This is a genomic window from Ignatzschineria sp. LJL83, assembly GCF_054871845.1.
The window spans coordinates 335,526-355,248 of the sequence record NZ_JBTXLY010000001.1 but is presented as its reverse complement, the minus strand read 5'-3'; the positions used below and the strand labels follow the sequence as shown (position 1 = coordinate 355,248).

The window sequence follows — 19,723 nt, the reverse complement described above, 5'->3', positions numbered from 1 at the left end:
AAAATGCAAGCATTCGAGCCAGCGATGATTCAGCTTACATTGTACAATTGAACTATCCTAAACCAACTGTCCTAAACCAATATCACGATAGTATCGAATCTAACTTCTAACCTCATCATTCAACATAAAAATACATTAGCAAAATATGACTACAAATAATAATCCCAAAATCCGTGTCGTTGCCGGCATTATCTGGAGTGAACAGCAAGATAAAGTCCTCCTCAGTAAACGAAAATCCAATCAAGATTTCAGCGGATTATGGGAATTTCCCGGCGGTAAAGTTGAAGATGGTGAAGCCGATGATTCAGCCCTTATTCGAGAACTGCAAGAAGAACTCGGCATTACCGCAACAAACCTTGATATTGCCCTCAGCTTTGAATATCAATATCCCACTAAAACTATCGATTTCGTGATCTACAACGTTTTCCAATTTACAGGAACACCAAAAGGCGAAGAATTTCAAATCATTTCGTGGGTTCATAAAGATGAGCTTCAAAACCTTCAATTCCCAGAAGCAAATTATAAGATGCTGGAATATATTCAAAAATGATAATGCCATTTTGGTAATTCCATTCATTATCTATTCATGCCGCCAGTAAACAAGGATGTTACTTCCATAAATCCTACGAGGTTATTTATGATTCGTGATTATTGTGCTTTCTTCTTAAAATTTTTCACTTCCCTTATTATTATCATCGCCGGTTTTGCCCTTCCAATCTCGATGGCAAAATCATTATCGAGCTTCATTCCTGATGGTCATTATCTTCAGAATTTTATCAAAGTAGATCTCAATCAAGACGGAAGAACAGATTACCTTCTCTTTACGAAAGCCATGAGATTAGATGCGCTAGAAGAGAATCAACATGGGCAACTTGTAGATCGTAATCGCCGAGGAATGTTAGCGTTAATCGCTACCAATAATGGCTATCAGCAAATAGCAGAGAATCTTACAATATTTGATTCTGAGTTTGAAGCTGGTGGAGTTTACTTCGCGCCTGATCTTTCAGTCGATGTATATAACAATGAGATTACCTTTTTTTACGGACATGGCAGATATGGTTATTGGTTTTATACTTTCACACTACAAGATCATTCTCTAAAACTGACTAAGTTTGAAGATCATAGCAATCGCGGACCGGATCCTTTATCGATTATTAGTGTCGATTACCTCACAAAACAGGTGATATACGCTCGTAATATTACTGAAGATCAATTCGATGAAAAATGGATCGAACGCCGAAAAACCATTCCTGATCTTCCTTTATTGGATATCCAAGATATTACAACCATTCACGATTCTGCCATTTTTGAAATCACACATGAGGTTAATTTGGATTTTGAAGATTAAACCGTCCAAGGCGTTTGTCGTTCCGAAAAATATCTCAAAATATACTGTTAAAATTACTTATTAAAAACTATCTTTAGTTTTTTCATAATTTTTTAAAAAAGCAATATTGTCATCTATTCTTTCTTGCCATTTATGTAGATTGCACCAAATGACATCTTCCATATTTTCTGAATTATCAAACAAATAAAGAAACCAATCTAATAGATATTTACGCTGTTTCTTTGTAAGTAACTTTAAAATGCTATTGCCATATTGGTCTCTACCGAAATACGTCACAAAACTTTCGTGAAGACGAGAAAATTTCTTATCGTCATATCCTTCTTGAATTAATAATCCTAAAAAATAAACACTTCCTTCAACTGTAAAAAAGCCATGAACCATAGACATTAAAATATTTTGATTAAATTCTATTTCAAAATATGCCGTCTTTTCAAAATAATCGAAAGCTTCTTTATTATCGGAATAATGCATTGCATAAGTTCTATCACTAAATATTTTTTCAGGTCTTCGTATAAAAGGTATTTTCATTTAACAACTCTTTGATATTTACTCATAAATTCCTACTATCTGTCCGATACTTTTATCAAATATAGAAATCAAAAAATGATTCAATCACACTAATCGAATCCCCGATAATCCTTCTGCTGCATTTAAATCCATAAAATAACGTTTCGGATTATTTTCCAAAATATATACTGGGATTTTAAGATCCTCATTTAAAAAATCCCTAGGATCTGATGTTATTCCTGGACTCTTAAAGCGATATAACTTCTGGGTTTTATCATCAAGCCATTGGCTACGGACAATGTAGGGTTGCCAATCATTAATGGAATACTCCGCCATAATCACATCTACGAAATCCGTTTCGATTCTTATACCTTCACGTAATACGATCTTCTTAATATGTCGCTTTCTAAAAATAATCATAATCGGCATCAACCCAATGATCATCGCAATAAGCCCTAGAAACATGACTGCTAAAATAATCTCATCCCCGATTTGTATAAAAGAATACAGACCAACAGCGAAAAATAATAATCCCATAGAAGTAAACAGGACACAGAATATTCCCAGCATCAATTTTGTTCTTTTAGGCATACATTCTCCCATTAAATTTTACTGAATTTCAAAGCATCTATTCTCCGACAAAAATCATTACATATCAATTAAGTAGAAACTTAATCATTATTGTAAACGCATAAAAAATGCCGACATCTCATCGATTGCCGGCATTTTTGATTCTGTTTTATCTTAGATTTAAAAGCTCATTGGAAGCTCTTTCTACTTCTAGTGTTAACTTATAACTATAACTTCAACGCAAGGGGGATAATCGCTTCTAAGGTTAATCCTGGTTTTGCCACTTTATTCACACGTTTTTTTGCTTCTGTGGCGTTATAACCTAAGCTCATGAGTGCTTCGATCGCATCTTCTACGATTGTATCGTTTTGTGAAAGAAGTGAACCTTCGCTTGCTGAGATCAGATCTTCAGTGATATCTGTGGGCGCAAGTGCTTTTACTTTATCTCGAAGTTCGATGATTAAACGCTCGGCAGTTTTCTTCCCAACGCCCGGCACTTTCATTAAACTTGTGAGATCTTCCGTTTGAATCACGCGATACAGCTCTTCCGCCGATAAGCCTGAAAGAATCAATACCGCACTTTTCGGACCAATGCCGGAAACTTTGATTAAAAGACGAAACGCTTCTCGCTCTTTACTGCTACAAAAACCATATAGCAAGCTCGCATCTTCTCGTACAACATGATGAATCGTGAGTTGTACGTTTTCCCCTTGTGCCGGTAATTTGGCAAAACTGCTCATCGGCAATTCCACCTCATAACCAACGCCGGCAACATCGACCAATGCCTGATTTGGTAAACGTTTCTCTGCTAAAATTCCGGTTAAACGACCAATCATAATAATCCTTCTAATCTGTGATGAAATGCATGAGTGAGCGCCGCCGCTAACGCATCTGCAGCATCGGCTTGAGGTTTTCTATTGAGCTTTAAAAGACTTTGAACCATATGTTGCACTTGCTCTTTCTGTGCATGCCCTTGCCCGACAATCGTCTGTTTAATGCGAGTTGCGGCATATTCATAGACTTGCATATTCGCCATTGCCGCAGCGCACATGGCAACGCCACGCGCTTGACCGAGTTTCAGAGCTGATTGTGGATTTTTATGTAAAAAAACCTCTTCAATCGAGAGGACATTCGGGCGATAAAGCGCGATCAATTGATCCACGCCCTGAAAGATTGTCAGTAATCTTTTCGCCATCGAATCAGCTGTATTCATACGAATACAGCCAGAATCGACATATTGTGGTTTTCGACCGCTCGTATCAATCACGCCGTAACCGGTGATTCTTGATCCGGGATCAATGCCTAAAATGATCATTATTTAAAGAGTTGCTCTAAAATCTCATCTGAAATATCGGCATTTGAATAGACTTTCTGAACGTCATCTAAGTTCTCAAGCGCATCGACCATCGCCATCACTTTTTCTGCAGCTTCTGCATCAATGGCAACGTTGTTATCTGCGTATTGAGTCACTTCTGAATCTTCAGGTTCAAAACCCGCTTCCACCATTGCGTTATGCACTTCAACATAGGTTTGTGGCGTTGTTAATACTTCGATTGAACCATCATCTTCTACGATCACATCTTCAGCGCCGGCCATAATTGCCGCTTCTGTAATGCCATCTTCGTCAGAACCTTCAGGATACGATAAAACACCGAGCTCTCTAAATTGGAACGCAACAGAGCCGTCTGTTCCAAGATTTCCGCCATATTTGGTAAATGCATGACGCACTTCACCGGCAGTACGGTTACGGTTATTCGATAAGCAGTCGACCATTACAGCAACACCGCCGGCGCCGTAGCCTTCGTAGCGAATCTCTTCATCTGGCGGTCCATCAGTAATTCCAAGACCACGATTCACTGCTCTTTCGATATTATCTTTTGGCATGTTTGCCGCAATCGCACGGTCAATCGCTAAACGTAGACGAGGATTGGTATCCGCATCGCCGTTACCGCTTGAACGAACTGCAATTGTAATTTCACGAATTAATTTGGTAAAAACTTTACCGCGCTTCTTATCCTGAGCACCTTTACGATGTTGGATATTTGCCCATTTACTGTGACCTGCCATATATCTCTACCTTCATGTTGACAAGATGATAAAAAAGGTCATTTTAACATAAAACTTTGAAAACAAATTATGATTAATAATCCATTTATTGTCTTTTATGGTTCTTTTTCAAGATTATGAGGATTCTAAAAATAATGAAGATCCTATTTAAAAACTTCATGAAGTGATATCTAGGTTTAATAACTTCATGAAGTGATATCTAGGTTTAATTAAAAGAATTATTGCAGAATATCAGCTGATTCATGACTGGTTCGAATGCTTGCATGCTTCTGAAAATCCCGTGCCGGCAATGTTAATCCTTTTAAATATTGCAAAAATTACAACATCGTAAGAATTGTGAAATTCACATGAATTACAAATAATTGAAGAGATTGTGAAACTTGCCAAAAGATTCATGGTATCGAGCTGTGATGATGCAATCTCATGATAAAAACCGCTGCTATTCACGCAATATCTGATAGACTGCTTCTCGTTCATTATGCTTCATTATCGTCTCTCAATCCTTGGTTAAAATAGATTATGCTCGAAACACTTACTTGGGTTCTTCTTCCGCTTCTGATCGGCTTTGCAATTCCTTTAAAAAATAAGGGCTTGATTAAGACGGTGGATTATCTCCTAATCGCATTAATCTATATTATTCTCTTTATTATGGGATTAAATCTTTCGGCGATTCCCGATCTTTGGACACAATTACAAGCGATTTTGGGGAAAACATTAGTATTTATCGTCTCCATTCTGGGACTAAATATGATTGCGCTGATCTTTTTAGATAAACAGCTTCCCTTTCCGCTGAAGAAATCTTCTCTGAAACAAGAATCCACTTGGCGCTCTCTGCTTGGCTCTTTCAAACTCATTGCGAGCATTCTATTAGGATTAATTGTCGGACTTTTCGCCAATGATTATCTGATGGTGCCGGAACATTTAACGGAAATCGCATTAGTATTTCTGCTTGCTTGCGTTGGATTACAACTACGCGCAAGTGGCATTAAGCTCAAAGCCGTACTTCTCAATCGTTATGGATTAATGCTCAGTGTATTTTTTATTATCTCTTCCTTTATCGGCGGGATTATTGCTGCGCTCATTCTTGGAATGCCGGTCGTTCACGGTTTAGCCATTAGTTCTGGATTTGGTTGGTATTCACTTTCCACCATTATTCTCCAAGATGCACATGGCCCAATTTTAGGTTCCATTGCGTTCTTTAATGATCTCTTTAGAGAATTCTTTGCCTTTATGGTCATTCCCATTTTAATGGCAAGATACCCGCTTGCGGCAGTTGGTTCCGGCGGTGCAACATCACTCGATTTCGTGCTTCCCGTCATTCAAAGAACCGGCGGTTCACAAGTTGTGCCGATTGCCATAAGCTTTGGATTTATTACCAATATTCTTGCGCCGATCTTCTTAGTCTTTTTTGCGAATATGTAAGAGTTATTAGTAGCGAGTTCATTCATAAAACATAGGCTGATTCATCGCTGGTTCGAATGTTTGCATGCTTCTAAAGATCGCGTGCCAGCAGTATTGGTTCTTTCGAAATTATTGAAACAACATAATTATAAAAAATATTGAATTTGTCACAAGTCTGAATGTTTGCACGCTTCTAAAGATCTCTCGCCAGCAGTATTGGTTCTTTTGAGATGATTGAAACAACATGATTATAAAAAATATCTAGCTCGTGACAGATTCGAATACTTGCATGCTTCTGAAAATCACGTGCCGGAAATATTGGTTCTTTTGAGATGATGAAGCGAAAAAACTAGTCGAACTTCAAGGTCATATTGTCATACGACACAATGTAATGATTCGGTAATTCTGCCTGATTTTTAGGATTCTGAAGCCATGCTTCTAGCTCATGACCAATGTGCGTTAAGATCACTTGTTTACAACGAAGTTCAGCCGTAATTGCTTTTACCATATTGAGATCATTATGATTTTTCGGTGCTGTTTCTTGAGGCGGATGACTGCAATCGATAATGAGATAATCGAGCTTATGATGTTGCAAAAACTGCATGGTTTCTGCCGGCAATCCAACAGTATCTGTTAAATAGGCAATTTTTATCGATTGTGGGATTTTGCGCTTTTGGGCATCATTTTTTTCAATATTCATCACGATGCTTTTATCTAACGACATATCTAATAATGATGTGAATGCCGGCGCGATAAGTGGTTCAGAAAAATACTCGATGAAATAACCCATTGTGGGTTTTGAATGGATCAAATTGAGAGCTGTGACATTCATACCTGAAATATGACGCATTTCTCCATGACTCCAAGCTTTCTTAAACTCTAAAATGCCGGCATTTTTATAAAGATCGGCAAAGCCAAAAGGATCATCAGGTCCATACACCGGAATTTTATTGCCCTTTCCCCAGCGAAGCGTCAACATGCCTTGCGCATGATCTGCGTGATAATGGGTTTGTAAAATTCCTTTGATTTCATCTCGCTGAAACCTGCGATGAAGATCGGTTAAGCCGGCATCTAGGAGAATGACATCTCCATCAATCCGAATCATCGCTGAACAAGCTAATCGCGCTAAATGCGAATCAAGACTTGCGGCAAGGCAAACCTCACAATCACAACCAAATACCGGAATCTCCGCAACATCGCCGGTTCCTAATAATGTGAACTCAAACATCTTATCCCCTAGCTGATCTGTTCTACGCCTTATATTGGCATATTTTTATAGTTATATTTTTTCTGTTTTTCTACATTTTATAATCTTTTTTCCGATGAGATAATACAATCGAAATAAAATCATTTACCACATTTTGAAGAGGCTGTTCTGCATCTAATTGTACGATCTCTTCATTGCCTGAAAGATGACTTAAATCTTGGCTTCGAGAAATTCTCGCTTCGATCTCTTTTTCAGATTCTCTTCCTCGCCCTTGCAAGCGCTTAGTCTGCTTCTCAATGCTAATATTGAAATAAACGGGGCATAATTTATCGCCATATTTTGCTTTTGCCTCATCCCAATAAGAGCGAGAACCGTTTAAAAGCACGATTTTCCCTTTCCCCAAATCTGCAAGCCACTGTTTATCATAACCATAGTAAAAGCCATTGGCTTCCCAGCAGAGTGAAAAACATGATTTCTCTAAAAATTCCTCAAATGTTTGTGTTGTTAAAACATTATGATGTTCTGCATCATTAGAAACGATTTTGCGAGTAATATAGCGAAGCGGTCTGCTAATCTCATCGCCCAAATGCTCGCTGACTTCCTCAATCACGCTATCTTTCCCAGCGCCGGAAGGCCCCATAATGTAATAAGCAAAAGATTGTGTATTTAGCATATTCTCTTTTCCGCTTTTCCTCTTTTCCCATACAATGACGGAGAAAAAGTGCTTAAAAATCACCATCATCTTCTTTCGTTTCTGACGTAATTTCTCATCTGCCTTTCTCTCCACCAAAATAATGATTTCTTCTTCAATAAAACCTTAAATCACTCGTTTTCCCTGCTTCCAAACGCTCTGAATGAGCGGTTGTTTTCCGTGTAGAGAAACTTGCAGAAGATCGGCTTTTTTCCCAATCGCAATTTCACCACGATCTGTTAAATTCACCGCTTCCGCCGGATTTTTTGAAACGCAGCGAATGGCTTTTGGAAGATCAAAGCCGATCTCATCTTCCGTGAGGATAAATGCCGCTTGAATCAAGCTTCCAGGATAGTAATCACTCGATAAAATATGGAGTAAATCCTGTTTTGCTAAGGCACTTGCTGCCACATTTCCCGAATGAGAACCACCTCGCACAATATTCGGCGCGCCCATTAACACTTTCAAAGATTTCCCCACAGAATGCGTTGCCGCTTCTACCGTTGTAGGGAATTCTGCAATTCTCATGCCTAAAGTTGCCGATTCCAATACGTGATCTTCCGTTGCATCATCATGGCTTGCCATGACAATATTTTGATTCCGGCAATAATCAGCAATATCTAAACGATATTTTTGGCTATATTGCTTTGCATTGGCGATCTGCTGCGCTTCAAATTCGTTCATTTCATCGGCAGTTAAACCATATTTCTGACGATAATAGACTCGGTAATGACTAATCTCTTCAAATTGACGTTGCCCCGGCGTGTGATCCATTAACGATACTAATCCCACATGTTCATTGCCGATATTGGCATTGAAAATATCCCACGTTTCAGGATGCGCCACTTCACAGCGAAAATGTAGCTTATGTTCAGAGCGAGTTAACCCATGCTTTTGCGAATAATTGAGCGCATCAATCATCGGCGTTAAGCTCTCTAATCTTGCACTTTTCGGGCTAATATCTCCGATAGAAATCGCATCAAACACCGTAGTAATGCCGGCACTTGCAATCTGATTATCGTGGCTAATCATCGCCGAGATAGTTGGCCAAGCCACAGAAGGTCTTGGCGACATATGCTTCTCAAGATTATCTGTGTGAAGCTCCACCAATCCCGGAATCAGATATTCTCCTTGAAAATCGATGCCTTGAGGCAAGCTACAATTGCCGGCATCAATGGCGGTAATCACGCCGTCTTTAACAACCACGGTTCCTCGAATTACTTCATCCGCTAACACGATATTAGCGTTCGTGAAAATTTGCTCAGCAGACATTTTCTGATACCTCATTCGTTAATACGCTAAATAGTCGATCGCCCACTTTTTCACGCACATATGCATCATGAAAAATGCCGATCACTGCACTGCCTTTTGCTTTCGCTTCTTCGATTAATCCTAAAACCACATCGCGGTTTTTTTCATCTAACGATGCTGTCGGTTCATCTAGTAGAAGAATCGGCCAATCCACCATAAATCCTCGGGCGATATTCACTCGTTGCTGTTCACCGCCGGAAAATGTGCTTGGCGCTAAGTTCCATAATCGTTCAGGAATATTCAGCCTCATTAATAGATCTTTCGCGCGAATGGTGGCTTCTTCCAAATCCATTCCTCGATCTAGCGCCGGCTCTAATACCACGTTTAAAGTGGTGACTCTTGGAATCGTCTTTAAAAATTGGCTTACATAGCCGATATTACGCTTACGAAGTGATACCACTTCTCTTGGCGTGGCGTTCACCATATCGATCCAGCCATCGCCTTTTTTGACTTTCAGCTCGCCACTATTAGCGAGATAATTGCCATACATCATGCGCAGTAATGTCGATTTTCCAGAGCCTGATTGCCCTGAGAGAATCAAACACGAACCGGCATAAGCATCAAAATTTAATCCATCAAATACGTTTAATTCAGCGCTATTTTGATGATATAAAAGAAACGTTTTGGAAATGTTTCTTGCAGAAATCATAACTTCAGACACTTGAAATTCTCCTTAAGCTTGTACTTAAACTTGTAAGATGGATGACACGAGCAATTGTGTATAAGGATGCTGGGGATCATCTAAAATTTGATCCGTTAATCCTGTTTCAATCACGCGCGATTTTTGCATCACCACTAAACGATCGGCGAGCAATCTAGCAACGGCTAAATCATGGGTGACAAGAATAATGGAAAGATTATATTGGCGAACCAAAGAGCGAATCAGATCGAGCAATTTCGCTTGCACGGAAACATCTAAGCTAGATGTCGGTTCATCCATAAACACAAGGCGAGGATTCGACACAAGGTTCCTTGCGATCTGTAATCGCTGTTGCATACCGCCAGAGAATGTTTTCGGATAATCATTGACACGATCCACCGAAATTTCCACCTCTTCGAGCCACTTTTTCGCTGTATCGTGTAACTTGCCGTAATGGCGAACGCCTTGCGCCATTAAGCGCTCGCTGATATTCGCACCGGCAGATACGCCCATTCGCAAACCATCTCGGGCATTTTGCTCGACAAATCCCCATTCTGTGCGAAGCACTTTACGGCGATCTGCTTCTGATTGTGCGTAGAGATCCTGAGAAACGCCCGTTTCAGAAATATAATTCACGGAGCCGGAATCTGGCATTAATCTGCCGGAAATCGCCGATAAGAGCGTTGATTTTCCAGAACCTGATTCCCCTACAATGCCGACGACTTCTCCGGGATAAATCTCAAAAGAAGCATCTTGACAGCCTTTATTGTGGCCATAGAGCTTCGTGAGATTATCAATTTTCAGAAGCGGAATTTCCATGTTGATGTTATTGCTATCCATATTGAGATTCTTATTGAGATCCATCTCGATTTTCCCATGACTTGCCATCTCTATTGTTTCCATCATTTTTGCCCTCTCTTTGCGAATTCCGCTTGGCAATAATCTGTATCGGAACAGACAAAAATATGTTGCCCTTTATCATCCACCACCACTTCATCTAAGAAAGAATCTCCACTTCCGCAGATTTCACAGCAATGCGACCATTTCTGAATCTCAAAGGGATAATCTTCAAAGTCTAAACTCACGACATCGGTATATGGCGGAAGCGCATAAAGGCGTTTTTCACGACCGGCACCAAAAAGCATTAAGGCTTCGCTCTGATTCATTTTTGGATTATCAAATTTCGGAATCGGCGATGGATCCATAATGTAATGATCATTCACCAAAACGGGATAGGCATATGCCGTAGAGATATTGCCAAAGCGAGAAATATCCTCATAGAGCTTCACATTAATCACGCCATAATCTTGAAGCGCATGCATGGTGCGAGTTTCCACTTCTGAAGGCTCAATAAATCGTAGAGGCTCCGGAATTGGCACTTGAAATACCATGATTTGTCCTGATTTCAGCGCAGATTCAGGAATACGGTGGCGAGTTTGGATAATATCCGCATCTGCCGTATGGGTTGTCGTTGTGACATTCGCTGTTTTTTCAAAGAATTTGCGAATCGAGATCGCATTCGTTGTATCATCTGCGCCTTGGTCGATCACTTTCAACACATCATTTTCGCCGATAATACTTGCCGTGACTTGAATCCCGCCCGTTCCCCAGCCGTAAGGCAGTGGCATTTCTCGTCCGCCAAAAGGGACTTGATATCCCGGAATGGCTACCGCTTTCAATAATCCTCGGCGAAGCATTCTTTTGGTCTGTTCATCTAAGTAAGCAAAGTTATAGAGCGTTTCTTCTACCTGAGAAGCGCCATCATTCATGGCTCTGTTGTTGTCAACATTCATAATGAATCTCCTTGTGCAGAATGCGCACTGTTTTGACCGGCATTATCACGTTCACTTGTACGTTCAAGGGCGCGCTCGGCACGAATTTTGCGTAAAAGATCTAATTCCGCTTGGAAATCGACATAATGCGGTAACTTCAAATGCGATACGAAGCCGGAACTTTCTACGTTATCGCAATGGGCTAAGACAAATTCATCATCTTGCGCCGGAGAAACTCGCTCTTCATCCCATTCATCTGCTCGAAGTGCTCTCTCTACAAGCGCCATTGCCATCGCTTTTCTTTCGCAATAACCAAAGGCAAAGCCGTAACCTCTTGTGAACTGCACATCATCGGCACTTTCCACAAACTGATTCACCATTTCGCATTCCGTGACTTCAATGGTGCCAATGGGAATTTCTAATCCCATCTCTTCCGGCGCAAGCCAAACTTCCACATCTCCTAAGCGCATTTCGCCCATAAAAGGATGCGTTCTGCCCCAACCTCGCTGAGTAGAATATGCAAGCGCTAATAAAAACCCTTCATCTGCTCTCACAAGAAGCTGTAAACGCTCCGATCTGTTACTCGGAAACTGCATCGGATCACGAGTAATATCGCTCACTTTCGATAATCTCGCTTCATCCGGCGCATACATTAAGCCTTCATTCACGAGTAAGTCTAAAATATGCGGACATGCTGTATCATCTTCATCTGGATGCGTTTCTGATTCTGCTTTCGAATCATTTTTTGCATTTTGTTGAAGTGCATCTTGCTCCGCTTGTGTTAATGGCGTTTCATTTTCCGCAACTAAAGTAAAATCCAGTAATCGGTGCGTGTAATCAAATGTTGGTCCCAATAATTGACCGCCGGGGACATCTTTATACACGGCTGAAACTCGGCGTTTTAAAAATATTTTAGACGTATCTAAAGGCTCGCTATCGCCAAAACGGGATAAGGTTGTGCGATAAGCTCTTAACAGAAAAATCGCTTCAATCAAATCGCCGGCGCTCTGTTTAATGGCAAGAGAAGCGAGCTCTGGATCATACAATGAGCCTTCGCTCATCACTCTTGAAACGGCTAATGGCAATTGTTCTTTAATTTGGGAGATCGTTAATTCAGCAATCTGACAATTCCCACGGCGATATTCATCAAGATAAAGATGGGCATTTTCAATCGCCTTTTCGCCACCTTTTACGGCTACATACATAGAAAACCTCTTATCGTGCTATTTTTGTCGTGCGTGGAATGGCTAAAATCTGATCATTTTGCGTGAAGATAAAATCAATCCCGCAAGGAAAAGCAATTAACGTCTCTCTTTTTTGCCAGAAGGCTTCAGGAATCGGTAATTGACAGATTCGCTCATTTTGAATGCCGGGACCTTGCCAATGGCTGGTAAAGGTTTCACTATCTTCCGGCAATTGAATGATGATCGTCGTCGATTGATCAGGATATCGATCATCCCCTTGCGGAAATTGGAGCATTTCTTCTGCTAAAAACTGATCTAAAGAATACACCGCAAAGTTCGCAATCGACTGATCGGAGATTACTTTACAACCGGAATGAAAGGTGAGATTTGCTTTCACTTCCGGCATTTGCCAATGCCCTGGAAGCCACAACGTGGTATCGGCATCTAAGAGGGATAAAATCAGGGAAACTGTGCCAATATTGAGCGCTTCGATGGGTTCAACGGGAGATACTTCTTGCCATTTCCCAGGCTCACTCATTGCAAGTAAAGCTTGGCGAAATGTCTGCTGAGAATCATGAATCGGCGCTGAAAAGCCTTTAATATAATGGATCATTTAATCTTCTCCTCGCACCAAGGTAAAGAAGTCTACTTTCGTGGTTTGTACCTTTTTCGCTAATGCTTCTTTTTGAGCAATGAGCGCTGTTTCCAGTGGCTCTAATAGCTGTTCTTGCCAAATTTCGGCTTGATCACTTTGTAAATAAGCATCTGCTAATGCGATTAATTCCGATGCTTTTTTATCTCTGCCGATGAGATAGCCAAAGCCAATTTCTCCGCTCTGCAGACGAACGGCGCTTCTTGTGACCGTTACTTCTCCGACATTAAAGACTTGCCCTTCTCCCGAAGTCTTGCCTTTGACCATCGCCATGCCGATTTCCGGCGCTCGAAGGAGATCATAACTATATGCTTTTAAAAGCGTTTCATATTGAAGAAGTGCTTGAGATTGTTGTGTTAAAACCGATAACCAAGATTGCCTTTTTTGATCGACTTCACGCTCATTGCGAGGCGAAGATTGTCTCTCTTCCATGAATTTTTTCTTCCATTTTGACTCAATCATTGATTGAGAAAGTTAAGGTTATATAAAATAGGGATAAATACGGATGTTACATATAAATGTTACAGATATAAGGTTGTGAAGGTTTGCTGAAACTGTTGGAAACTGACTGAAACGGAAACCTGATCACGCATCGAAACTAAATAAACTTCTTACGTAAGTATTGTGAGAACACATCGATGAGCGAAACGGTCACAATAATAAGGAGCAAAATTGCCGTTGTTTGCGGGAAGCTAAATCCGCGGATACTTTCCCAAAGTAGCACCCCAATTCCGCCGGCGCCTACCATTCCCACAACCGTTGCCGAGCGCACATTTGATTCAAATCGATACAGCGCATAAGAGATCCAGAGCGGTAAAACTTGCGGGATTACGCCATATAAAATCTCTTGTAACTTGCTTGATCCTGTGGATCTTACGCCTTCAACCGGTCCTTCATCAATGGCTTCTACAGCTTCTGCAAAGAGCTTGGCAAGGGAACCTGTTGTGTGAAGAAAGAGCGCTAATATCCCCGGGAATGGTCCTAAGCCCACCGCTGCTACGAAGATCATGGCAAATACCATCTCATTAATGGAGCGAAGCGCATCCATTAATCGTCTGACAATTTGCTGAACCCACGTGGGTGCAATGTTAGACGCGCAGAGTAATCCGAGCGGAATGGCGAACACAATCCCGAGTAATGTTCCCCAAATCGCAATATAAAGCGTGACTAAGATTTCATCTAAATAGAGGCGCCAATGGGTAAAATCAGGCGGAAAAAACTCCTTAGCCATGACCCACATATTGCCGGAATCTTTCACAAGTTTCCAAGGTGCCATTTCACCGCCATGCCATGAAATCGCAAGGATCATGAAGATTCCCACAACGATTAACCAGTTAAACCATTTTTTGTAAATGCTAGGAGCTTTTTCTGCAAGTATCATCTGATTGTTTACCCATTATCCTTAAATTGCTGATTCGATTATTGTCTTACTGGCTTCTCGAAGCTTTAAACTTCTCAAGCTCTCTTGTTGGAATGAGCTGATCATTGTTAGATTCTCTAAATTTAGACCAACTCAGATTTTTTAAAACCACCTTTTCATCGGCATCATTTTCACCGTAAGTAATAAAGAAATCCTTGATATTATTACGCAAATCTTCAGGTAAATCCGTGCGCCATACTAATGGGTCTGACGAGATTTCCGGCGATTCCCACACTACTTTTACTTTCTCAATGAGAGGAGAGTTTTTCGTCACTAACTGATCCCAGTTATTACTATTAAATGTTGCTACATCTACATGCTTATTCGCCGTAGCCATGAAGTTACTTTCATGATTGGCGTTTAAAGTTCTTTTGAAGATCTTATTCGCATCCACATCATTCACGCCAAATACGTAATATGCCGGCACTAAATAGCCTGATGTTGAGTTAGGATCGCCATTACCAAAGGTTAAATCGCCAGCTTGCGCAAGCACATCTTCTACCGTATTAATGTGGTCATTATCTTTATGCGTGATGAGATAGCTCTTGTAACCTGTTGTGCCATCATCATAAACAACTTGCGCAAAGACTTCTCCTGATGCACGATCTACTGCTTCCATCGCAGATTTATTGCCGTACCATGCAATATCCACTTTGCCAAAGCGCATGCCTTGAATCACGCCGGCATAATCACTTGCGAAGAAAGGTTTTACTTCAACGCCGAGCTCTTCACTCATATCATCGAGAAGTGGCTGCCAGTTATTTCTGAGATTTTGAGATGATTCTGTACTAATAATCCCGAAGTTTAAAACGCCCTCTTCCGCCTGACTGAAAGTCACAAGGCTTGCTACCGCAAGGGATACTGCAGAAATTTTACAGATACTTTTAACCATTGAGCGAATCATATTTTCACCTTTTGAATTTTGAATGGATGTAAAAAACACTTTGTAAAAACGTTGAAATTTCAACTTTGAAAAAACTTTAAACAGTTTTGAAATGTGAAATTAACTTAATTGAAGATCGAGCATAGAAGCGCAAGGAACGAGGCTTCTCTCTGTTTTTTGAGGGTTGGATGCATATAAATTATCTAAAAATGAATCACTTAATCTATCCATTTCGCCGTAATAACGAACATGACCAGCTTTTAATGCCGCAACATGCTGACAATATTGACGCGCATAATCGACCTGATGAAGCGTCACGATGACGGTTTTGCCATCTTTCTCATTAATATCTCTAAGCGCTTGCATCACAGAACGCGCCGATTCAGGATCGAGGGATGCAATGGGTTCATCTGCCAAAATAATATCGGCTTCTTGCATTAATACTTTCGCAATAGCAACTCGTTGTTGCTGACCGCCGGAAAGCGTTGATGCGCGCTGAAATGCATGATCTTTTAAACCCACTCTTTCAAGGCAAGCGAGCGCTTTTTCTTTCTCTTCTTTCGTGAAGAATTTACAAACGCTTCTCCATAATGGCACGCGTGATAAATTGCCGATTAAGACATTATCGAGCACGGAAAGTCTTGTCACTAAATTAAACTGTTGGAAGATAAAACCGATATTCGAGCGATGCGATCGAGCGGATTTCACAATGTGACCATGATCTTGAATCGTTTTACCAAAAATCTCGATATTGCCGGTAGAAGCCGCCGTCAAGGCATTGATGTGACGAAGTAACGTGGATTTACCAGAACCAGATGGTCCTAAAAGCGCCGTCATTTGCCCTTGAGGAATATCTAATTCAATATCAAAAAGCACCTGCTTTTTACCAAAAAACTTGTTGAGTGAGTCAATCTTAATTGCATTCATCTTTTCGTCCCCCCTTTTTAGGATGAAAGTATTATGAAATGCAAATATGACACTTTAATGACCAAAAAATAATTTAAAAATTATTTACTAAATACTGAATAAAGCATATTAGAGAAAACATTTATGACAAAATGTCATAAATCGATTTGTGATTGATTTGTGATTGATTTGAGAAAATTCCATTATCCAATAGAGGCTGATTCATCGCTGGTTCGAATGCTTGCATGCTTCTAAAGATCATGCGCCAGCAGTATTGATCCTTTTGAGATGATTGAAACGACATGATGATAAAAAATACTAAATTCGTCACAGATTCGAATGCTTACATGCTTCTAAAGATCGCACTCCAGCAGTATTGATCCTTTTGAGATGATTGAAACAACATGATGATAAAAAACATCTAAGTCATCATAAATTCAAAGATTTTCCTTCTTCTAAAGAAGTTGTGCTAGCCAAATAGATCCTTTTTGTTTTTCAAACCAAGGCAATTACAACTACAACTACAACTACAACTACAACTACAACTACAACTACAACTACAAACATGATTTCATCTTTAATAGTGCCGGCACAAAAAATGCCGAAAACTGAGGATTTCCGGCATTTTAAAGTATTGGATTTTTTGATGAAGAAAGACTATGAGTTCATTCCCTGTATTCTCTTCTAACCTTTTCGAATTAAGGAATTAATCCCTTTTTCAGATGATTTCTTTTGAGCTTCTGATTCTTCAGGAGACATTTTTCGAGTGCTATTTTGTGTGGAGGATGTCGAAGCGGGTCTTGTCGAAGGTCTTGTAGATACTCTTGTAGGTGGCCTATTCGCTTGTGGTTTTGGAATGCCTGCGGTTACGGGCTTTCTCTTTAATTCTTCCGGCATTGCTCTTTCTTCTCGTGAAGCGGCTTCTGCGGCATACATCTGCTGATATTTCGTGACAGTGTGCTCTATCTCTATTTTTTGCTTATCTGCTAGAATTTTTAAAATCGAAGATGTCACAAATTCTACGGCTAAAATCATCAATGCGTACATGAGAGCAACGACTAACGCAAATGCATAATTCCCTTCAAAAAACCCAAATTTCAAAATGATGAAACCTAATCCGCCCATGCCAAGCATGCCCAAAACAGCGCTGACAGAGATCATTCCAATCATTAAGGTACGAAGGTTTCGAACAATTTTAAATGCTAAACCATCTTGATTCCCATCTTCGCTAAAACTTCTAAATAAAAGTGATGCAAAATAACAGGTTCCCCAAATCATTAAGATCGGTTTTGCCACTTCATCATCCACCTTCGTCGCAAATTCTGACATCACAAATGGCATTAAAAGCACTGCCAACACAATCGCCGGAGAACCCGCAACGACAAACATCATCATGCGTATGGGTAATGTTACAAAATTCAGAAAACCATTTAAACTTTTGACGGTATGAAGCACAAGCGCCATTAAAAATCCGGCGATGATCGACACAAAAGTCGGTGCAAGTAGCATTCCTAAAGTGATCATAAACTCAGAGATGAGAAGATGATCATACGATGTAATAATCTCGAACATGGCATTCATACCGGTTTTCCTATGGAAATCGCAAGGGGAAATGAAAGCTCAAAGAGCGATCAATCACTGAAATATATTCTCAAAACATCTTCACAAAATGGGTTCCCATGAGATTTCACAAAATCCCAATCCTAAAACCCTTTCTATTTATGAATAATGAGTCATGATCATACTATTAAATATTCCCCTGTAACGATTAAAATCGCCTGAACCTGACAGCTATCTCGGAAATCCATTCATGATAATATCTACAACATTGATCTTTAACGCTCTTTTACCTTATAGCAAAAGTCACAAAATCCATCGCCGTTCATAATGGTATGCGGTCTTGTTAATTCAATATGTGGTGCATAGCCTTCGATAAATTTCTCATCTCGATTACGAGAGAGCAAAAATCCGATCTCGCCTAGTCCAACTTCATGGTACATCTCAGCATATTTGCATTTGATGACATTAAAATCATAATGATCCGTATCTTTAGAAATAATCTCTCTTTCTAGCGCATTGCCCTTATCCCATAGATATTGTAATGCCGCAAAGCTCTCAATGGTTGTCTTTTGATCTTCTTTCTTCGCGAACTCTTTGCCGGCATCAATCGCCGCTTGCCCAATCGCTTCTTTAATCACTTCTCGCGCTTTCTCTAAACCAAAATCTCGCACTAAAACATCATAAATTGGCTTAATAATCTCCGCTTCAATTCTTCTCTGCTGTAACATTCCTAATTCTACATCTGCTTCATTCCCTGCCATCTTTCTTCCTCCATTCAGATTACAACTGATATAAAAAACTCATCATTATTTGCTATAAGTTAAACTCTTTAAAACTATATATATATGTTTTGTGATGATTTGGTTATTTTAACTTATAGAAACACACGGAATTAATCAAGCTACAAATCCTAGAGGAATGATTTATAAAAGAAACCACTTTTATAAAAAGAAAAAAACTACATATATCCATGCGCAAATAGCTGCTAATAGCTATTTGCGGATGTTCTTATGGATTAAATATTAGACATTATATGATTACCTTGTCTTAAATAATCGTAAAATCCATGTACTAAATATTATTAGTCGGTAAAATTCTATCTACTATTTTTGAGTCTTACTCATTTAGCCCTATTTATCTTTCACAAAGTCGAAGTATTTAATATGAGCCATAATAATCAACACGATCATCATAATGATCATCACGAACATAAAAAACATAATCACCCTGAGAATCAGGGGAATCAAGGAAATCAGGGAAATATCCTCACTACCAATAATGGTAAACCTGTTGGATATGAAGATACCCTCATCGTTTATATCTTGTATGGTTTGAGCTTCTTTACGGGTTTTCTTTGGTTTGCCGCTATTATTTACGCTTATGTGCGCCGAAATGATGTCAAAGATACAATTTATTACAGTCATCTTAACTACATTATTCGTACATGCTGGTGGTCTTTAGGATTATCCATTGTTGCATTCATTTTAATGTTTATTTTTATCGGAATTTTTGTCTTTTTCTTCGTATTTATCTGGTCAGTATATCGAGGGATTAAAGGTTTTATTCGCTTTAAAGATGGTAAACCGATGGCATAAAACAAGCCA

General features: G+C 39.8%; 23 protein-coding genes. 4 read left to right on the top strand and 19 right to left on the bottom strand.

The window, feature by feature from the left end; genetic code table 11:
- Nucleotides 1–145: 145 nt before the first annotated feature.
- Nucleotides 146–550: an 8-oxo-dGTP diphosphatase MutT gene (mutT, locus tag ACYSN2_RS01510; RefSeq protein WP_461748478.1), complete on the top strand. Its 405-nt coding sequence runs from the start codon at nucleotides 146–148 to the stop codon at nucleotides 548–550.
- Between the two features lie 87 nt (nucleotides 551–637).
- A complete protein-coding gene (locus tag ACYSN2_RS01505; RefSeq protein ID WP_461748477.1) occupies nucleotides 638–1,348 on the top strand; it encodes a hypothetical protein in 711 nt (236 codons plus the stop codon).
- 60 nt (nucleotides 1,349–1,408) lie between these two features.
- Here the strand turns inward: ACYSN2_RS01505 and ACYSN2_RS01500 are convergent, their stop codons facing one another.
- The 5 genes from ACYSN2_RS01500 to ACYSN2_RS01480 all read right to left on the bottom strand — a co-directional run bounded on the left by ACYSN2_RS01500 (nucleotide 1,409) and on the right by ACYSN2_RS01480 (nucleotide 4,492).
- Nucleotides 1,409–1,876: a hypothetical protein gene (locus ACYSN2_RS01500; RefSeq protein ID WP_461748476.1), complete on the bottom strand. Its 468-nt coding sequence runs from the start codon at nucleotides 1,874–1,876 to the stop codon at nucleotides 1,409–1,411.
- 84 nt (nucleotides 1,877–1,960) lie between these two features.
- Nucleotides 1,961–2,446, bottom strand: coding sequence for a hypothetical protein (locus ACYSN2_RS01495; RefSeq protein WP_461748475.1), 486 nt, complete (start codon nucleotides 2,444–2,446; stop codon nucleotides 1,961–1,963).
- 206 nt (nucleotides 2,447–2,652) lie between these two features.
- Nucleotides 2,653–3,261 carry a Holliday junction branch migration protein RuvA gene (gene ruvA / locus ACYSN2_RS01490; protein ID WP_461748474.1) on the bottom strand — a complete coding sequence of 203 codons (609 nt, stop codon included), beginning with the start codon at nucleotides 3,259–3,261 and terminating at the stop codon, nucleotides 2,653–2,655.
- Complete coding sequence (gene ruvC, locus ACYSN2_RS01485; RefSeq protein ID WP_461748557.1) at nucleotides 3,258–3,743, bottom strand: crossover junction endodeoxyribonuclease RuvC; 486 nt, start codon at nucleotides 3,741–3,743, stop codon at nucleotides 3,258–3,260. Before ruvC ends, ruvA begins: the two co-directional genes overlap by 4 nt.
- Nucleotides 3,740–4,492 (bottom strand): YebC/PmpR family DNA-binding transcriptional regulator, encoded by a 753-nt coding sequence (locus ACYSN2_RS01480; protein ID WP_461748473.1) that lies wholly within the window; start codon nucleotides 4,490–4,492, stop codon nucleotides 3,740–3,742. The genes ruvC and ACYSN2_RS01480 overlap by 4 nt, the downstream gene beginning before the upstream one ends.
- A 519-nt stretch (nucleotides 4,493–5,011) precedes the next feature.
- Here ACYSN2_RS01480 and ACYSN2_RS01475 point away from each other — a divergent pair.
- Nucleotides 5,012–5,914 carry a LysO family transporter gene (locus ACYSN2_RS01475; RefSeq protein ID WP_461748472.1) on the top strand — a complete coding sequence of 301 codons (903 nt, stop codon included), beginning with the start codon at nucleotides 5,012–5,014 and terminating at the stop codon, nucleotides 5,912–5,914.
- 328 nt (nucleotides 5,915–6,242) lie between these two features.
- Here the strand turns inward: ACYSN2_RS01475 and ACYSN2_RS01470 are convergent, their stop codons facing one another.
- The 14 genes from ACYSN2_RS01470 to ACYSN2_RS01405 all read right to left on the bottom strand — a co-directional run bounded on the left by ACYSN2_RS01470 (nucleotide 6,243) and on the right by ACYSN2_RS01405 (nucleotide 18,880).
- Nucleotides 6,243–7,121, bottom strand: a complete 879-nt coding sequence (locus tag ACYSN2_RS01470; RefSeq protein ID WP_461748471.1) for an MBL fold metallo-hydrolase — start codon at nucleotides 7,119–7,121, stop codon at nucleotides 6,243–6,245.
- Between the two features lie 70 nt (nucleotides 7,122–7,191).
- Nucleotides 7,192–7,773 carry a phosphonate metabolism protein/1,5-bisphosphokinase (PRPP-forming) PhnN gene (locus tag ACYSN2_RS01465; protein WP_461748470.1) on the bottom strand — a complete coding sequence of 194 codons (582 nt, stop codon included), beginning with the start codon at nucleotides 7,771–7,773 and terminating at the stop codon, nucleotides 7,192–7,194.
- Between the two features lie 144 nt (nucleotides 7,774–7,917).
- Nucleotides 7,918–9,063: an alpha-D-ribose 1-methylphosphonate 5-triphosphate diphosphatase gene (locus ACYSN2_RS01460; protein ID WP_461748469.1), complete on the bottom strand. Its 1,146-nt coding sequence runs from the start codon at nucleotides 9,061–9,063 to the stop codon at nucleotides 7,918–7,920.
- On the bottom strand, nucleotides 9,053–9,751 hold the full coding sequence (gene phnL / locus ACYSN2_RS01455; RefSeq protein ID WP_461748556.1) for a phosphonate C-P lyase system protein PhnL: 699 nt from the start codon (nucleotides 9,749–9,751) through the stop codon (nucleotides 9,053–9,055). Before phnL ends, ACYSN2_RS01460 begins: the two co-directional genes overlap by 11 nt.
- Nucleotides 9,752–9,787: 36 nt before the next feature.
- Nucleotides 9,788–10,561: a phosphonate C-P lyase system protein PhnK gene (gene phnK, locus ACYSN2_RS01450; RefSeq protein WP_461748555.1), complete on the bottom strand. Its 774-nt coding sequence runs from the start codon at nucleotides 10,559–10,561 to the stop codon at nucleotides 9,788–9,790.
- Between the two features lie 83 nt (nucleotides 10,562–10,644).
- A complete protein-coding gene (locus tag ACYSN2_RS01445) occupies nucleotides 10,645–11,511 on the bottom strand; it encodes an alpha-D-ribose 1-methylphosphonate 5-phosphate C-P-lyase PhnJ (protein WP_461748554.1) in 867 nt (288 codons plus the stop codon).
- 20 nt (nucleotides 11,512–11,531) lie between these two features.
- A complete protein-coding gene (locus tag ACYSN2_RS01440) occupies nucleotides 11,532–12,719 on the bottom strand; it encodes a carbon-phosphorus lyase complex subunit (protein ID WP_461748468.1) in 1,188 nt (395 codons plus the stop codon).
- Between the two features lie 10 nt (nucleotides 12,720–12,729).
- Entirely contained in the window at nucleotides 12,730–13,311 is a 582-nt protein-coding gene (gene phnH, locus ACYSN2_RS01435) for a phosphonate C-P lyase system protein PhnH (RefSeq protein WP_461748467.1), read from the bottom strand.
- Complete coding sequence (gene phnG / locus ACYSN2_RS01430; protein WP_461748466.1) at nucleotides 13,312–13,782, bottom strand: phosphonate C-P lyase system protein PhnG; 471 nt, start codon at nucleotides 13,780–13,782, stop codon at nucleotides 13,312–13,314. It lies immediately after the preceding gene.
- A gap of 166 nt (nucleotides 13,783–13,948) precedes the next feature.
- Complete coding sequence (gene phnE, locus ACYSN2_RS01425; protein WP_461748465.1) at nucleotides 13,949–14,731, bottom strand: phosphonate ABC transporter, permease protein PhnE; 783 nt, start codon at nucleotides 14,729–14,731, stop codon at nucleotides 13,949–13,951.
- 46 nt (nucleotides 14,732–14,777) lie between these two features.
- Nucleotides 14,778–15,674, bottom strand: a complete 897-nt coding sequence (gene phnD / locus ACYSN2_RS01420; protein ID WP_461748464.1) for a phosphonate ABC transporter substrate-binding protein — start codon at nucleotides 15,672–15,674, stop codon at nucleotides 14,778–14,780.
- Nucleotides 15,675–15,773: 99 nt separating this feature from the next.
- Nucleotides 15,774–16,580: a phosphonate ABC transporter ATP-binding protein gene (gene phnC / locus ACYSN2_RS01415; RefSeq protein ID WP_461748463.1), complete on the bottom strand. Its 807-nt coding sequence runs from the start codon at nucleotides 16,578–16,580 to the stop codon at nucleotides 15,774–15,776.
- 663 nt (nucleotides 16,581–17,243) lie between these two features.
- On the bottom strand, nucleotides 17,244–18,140 hold the full coding sequence (locus tag ACYSN2_RS01410) for a hypothetical protein (protein WP_461748462.1): 897 nt from the start codon (nucleotides 18,138–18,140) through the stop codon (nucleotides 17,244–17,246).
- A 254-nt stretch (nucleotides 18,141–18,394) separates the two neighbouring features.
- Nucleotides 18,395–18,880: an L-2-amino-thiazoline-4-carboxylic acid hydrolase gene (locus ACYSN2_RS01405; protein ID WP_461748461.1), complete on the bottom strand. Its 486-nt coding sequence runs from the start codon at nucleotides 18,878–18,880 to the stop codon at nucleotides 18,395–18,397.
- Between the two features lie 402 nt (nucleotides 18,881–19,282).
- Between ACYSN2_RS01405 and ACYSN2_RS01400 the strand changes: the two genes are divergently transcribed.
- Nucleotides 19,283–19,714: a DUF4870 family protein gene (locus ACYSN2_RS01400; RefSeq protein ID WP_461748460.1), complete on the top strand. Its 432-nt coding sequence runs from the start codon at nucleotides 19,283–19,285 to the stop codon at nucleotides 19,712–19,714.
- Nucleotides 19,715–19,723: the final 9 nt, after the last annotated feature.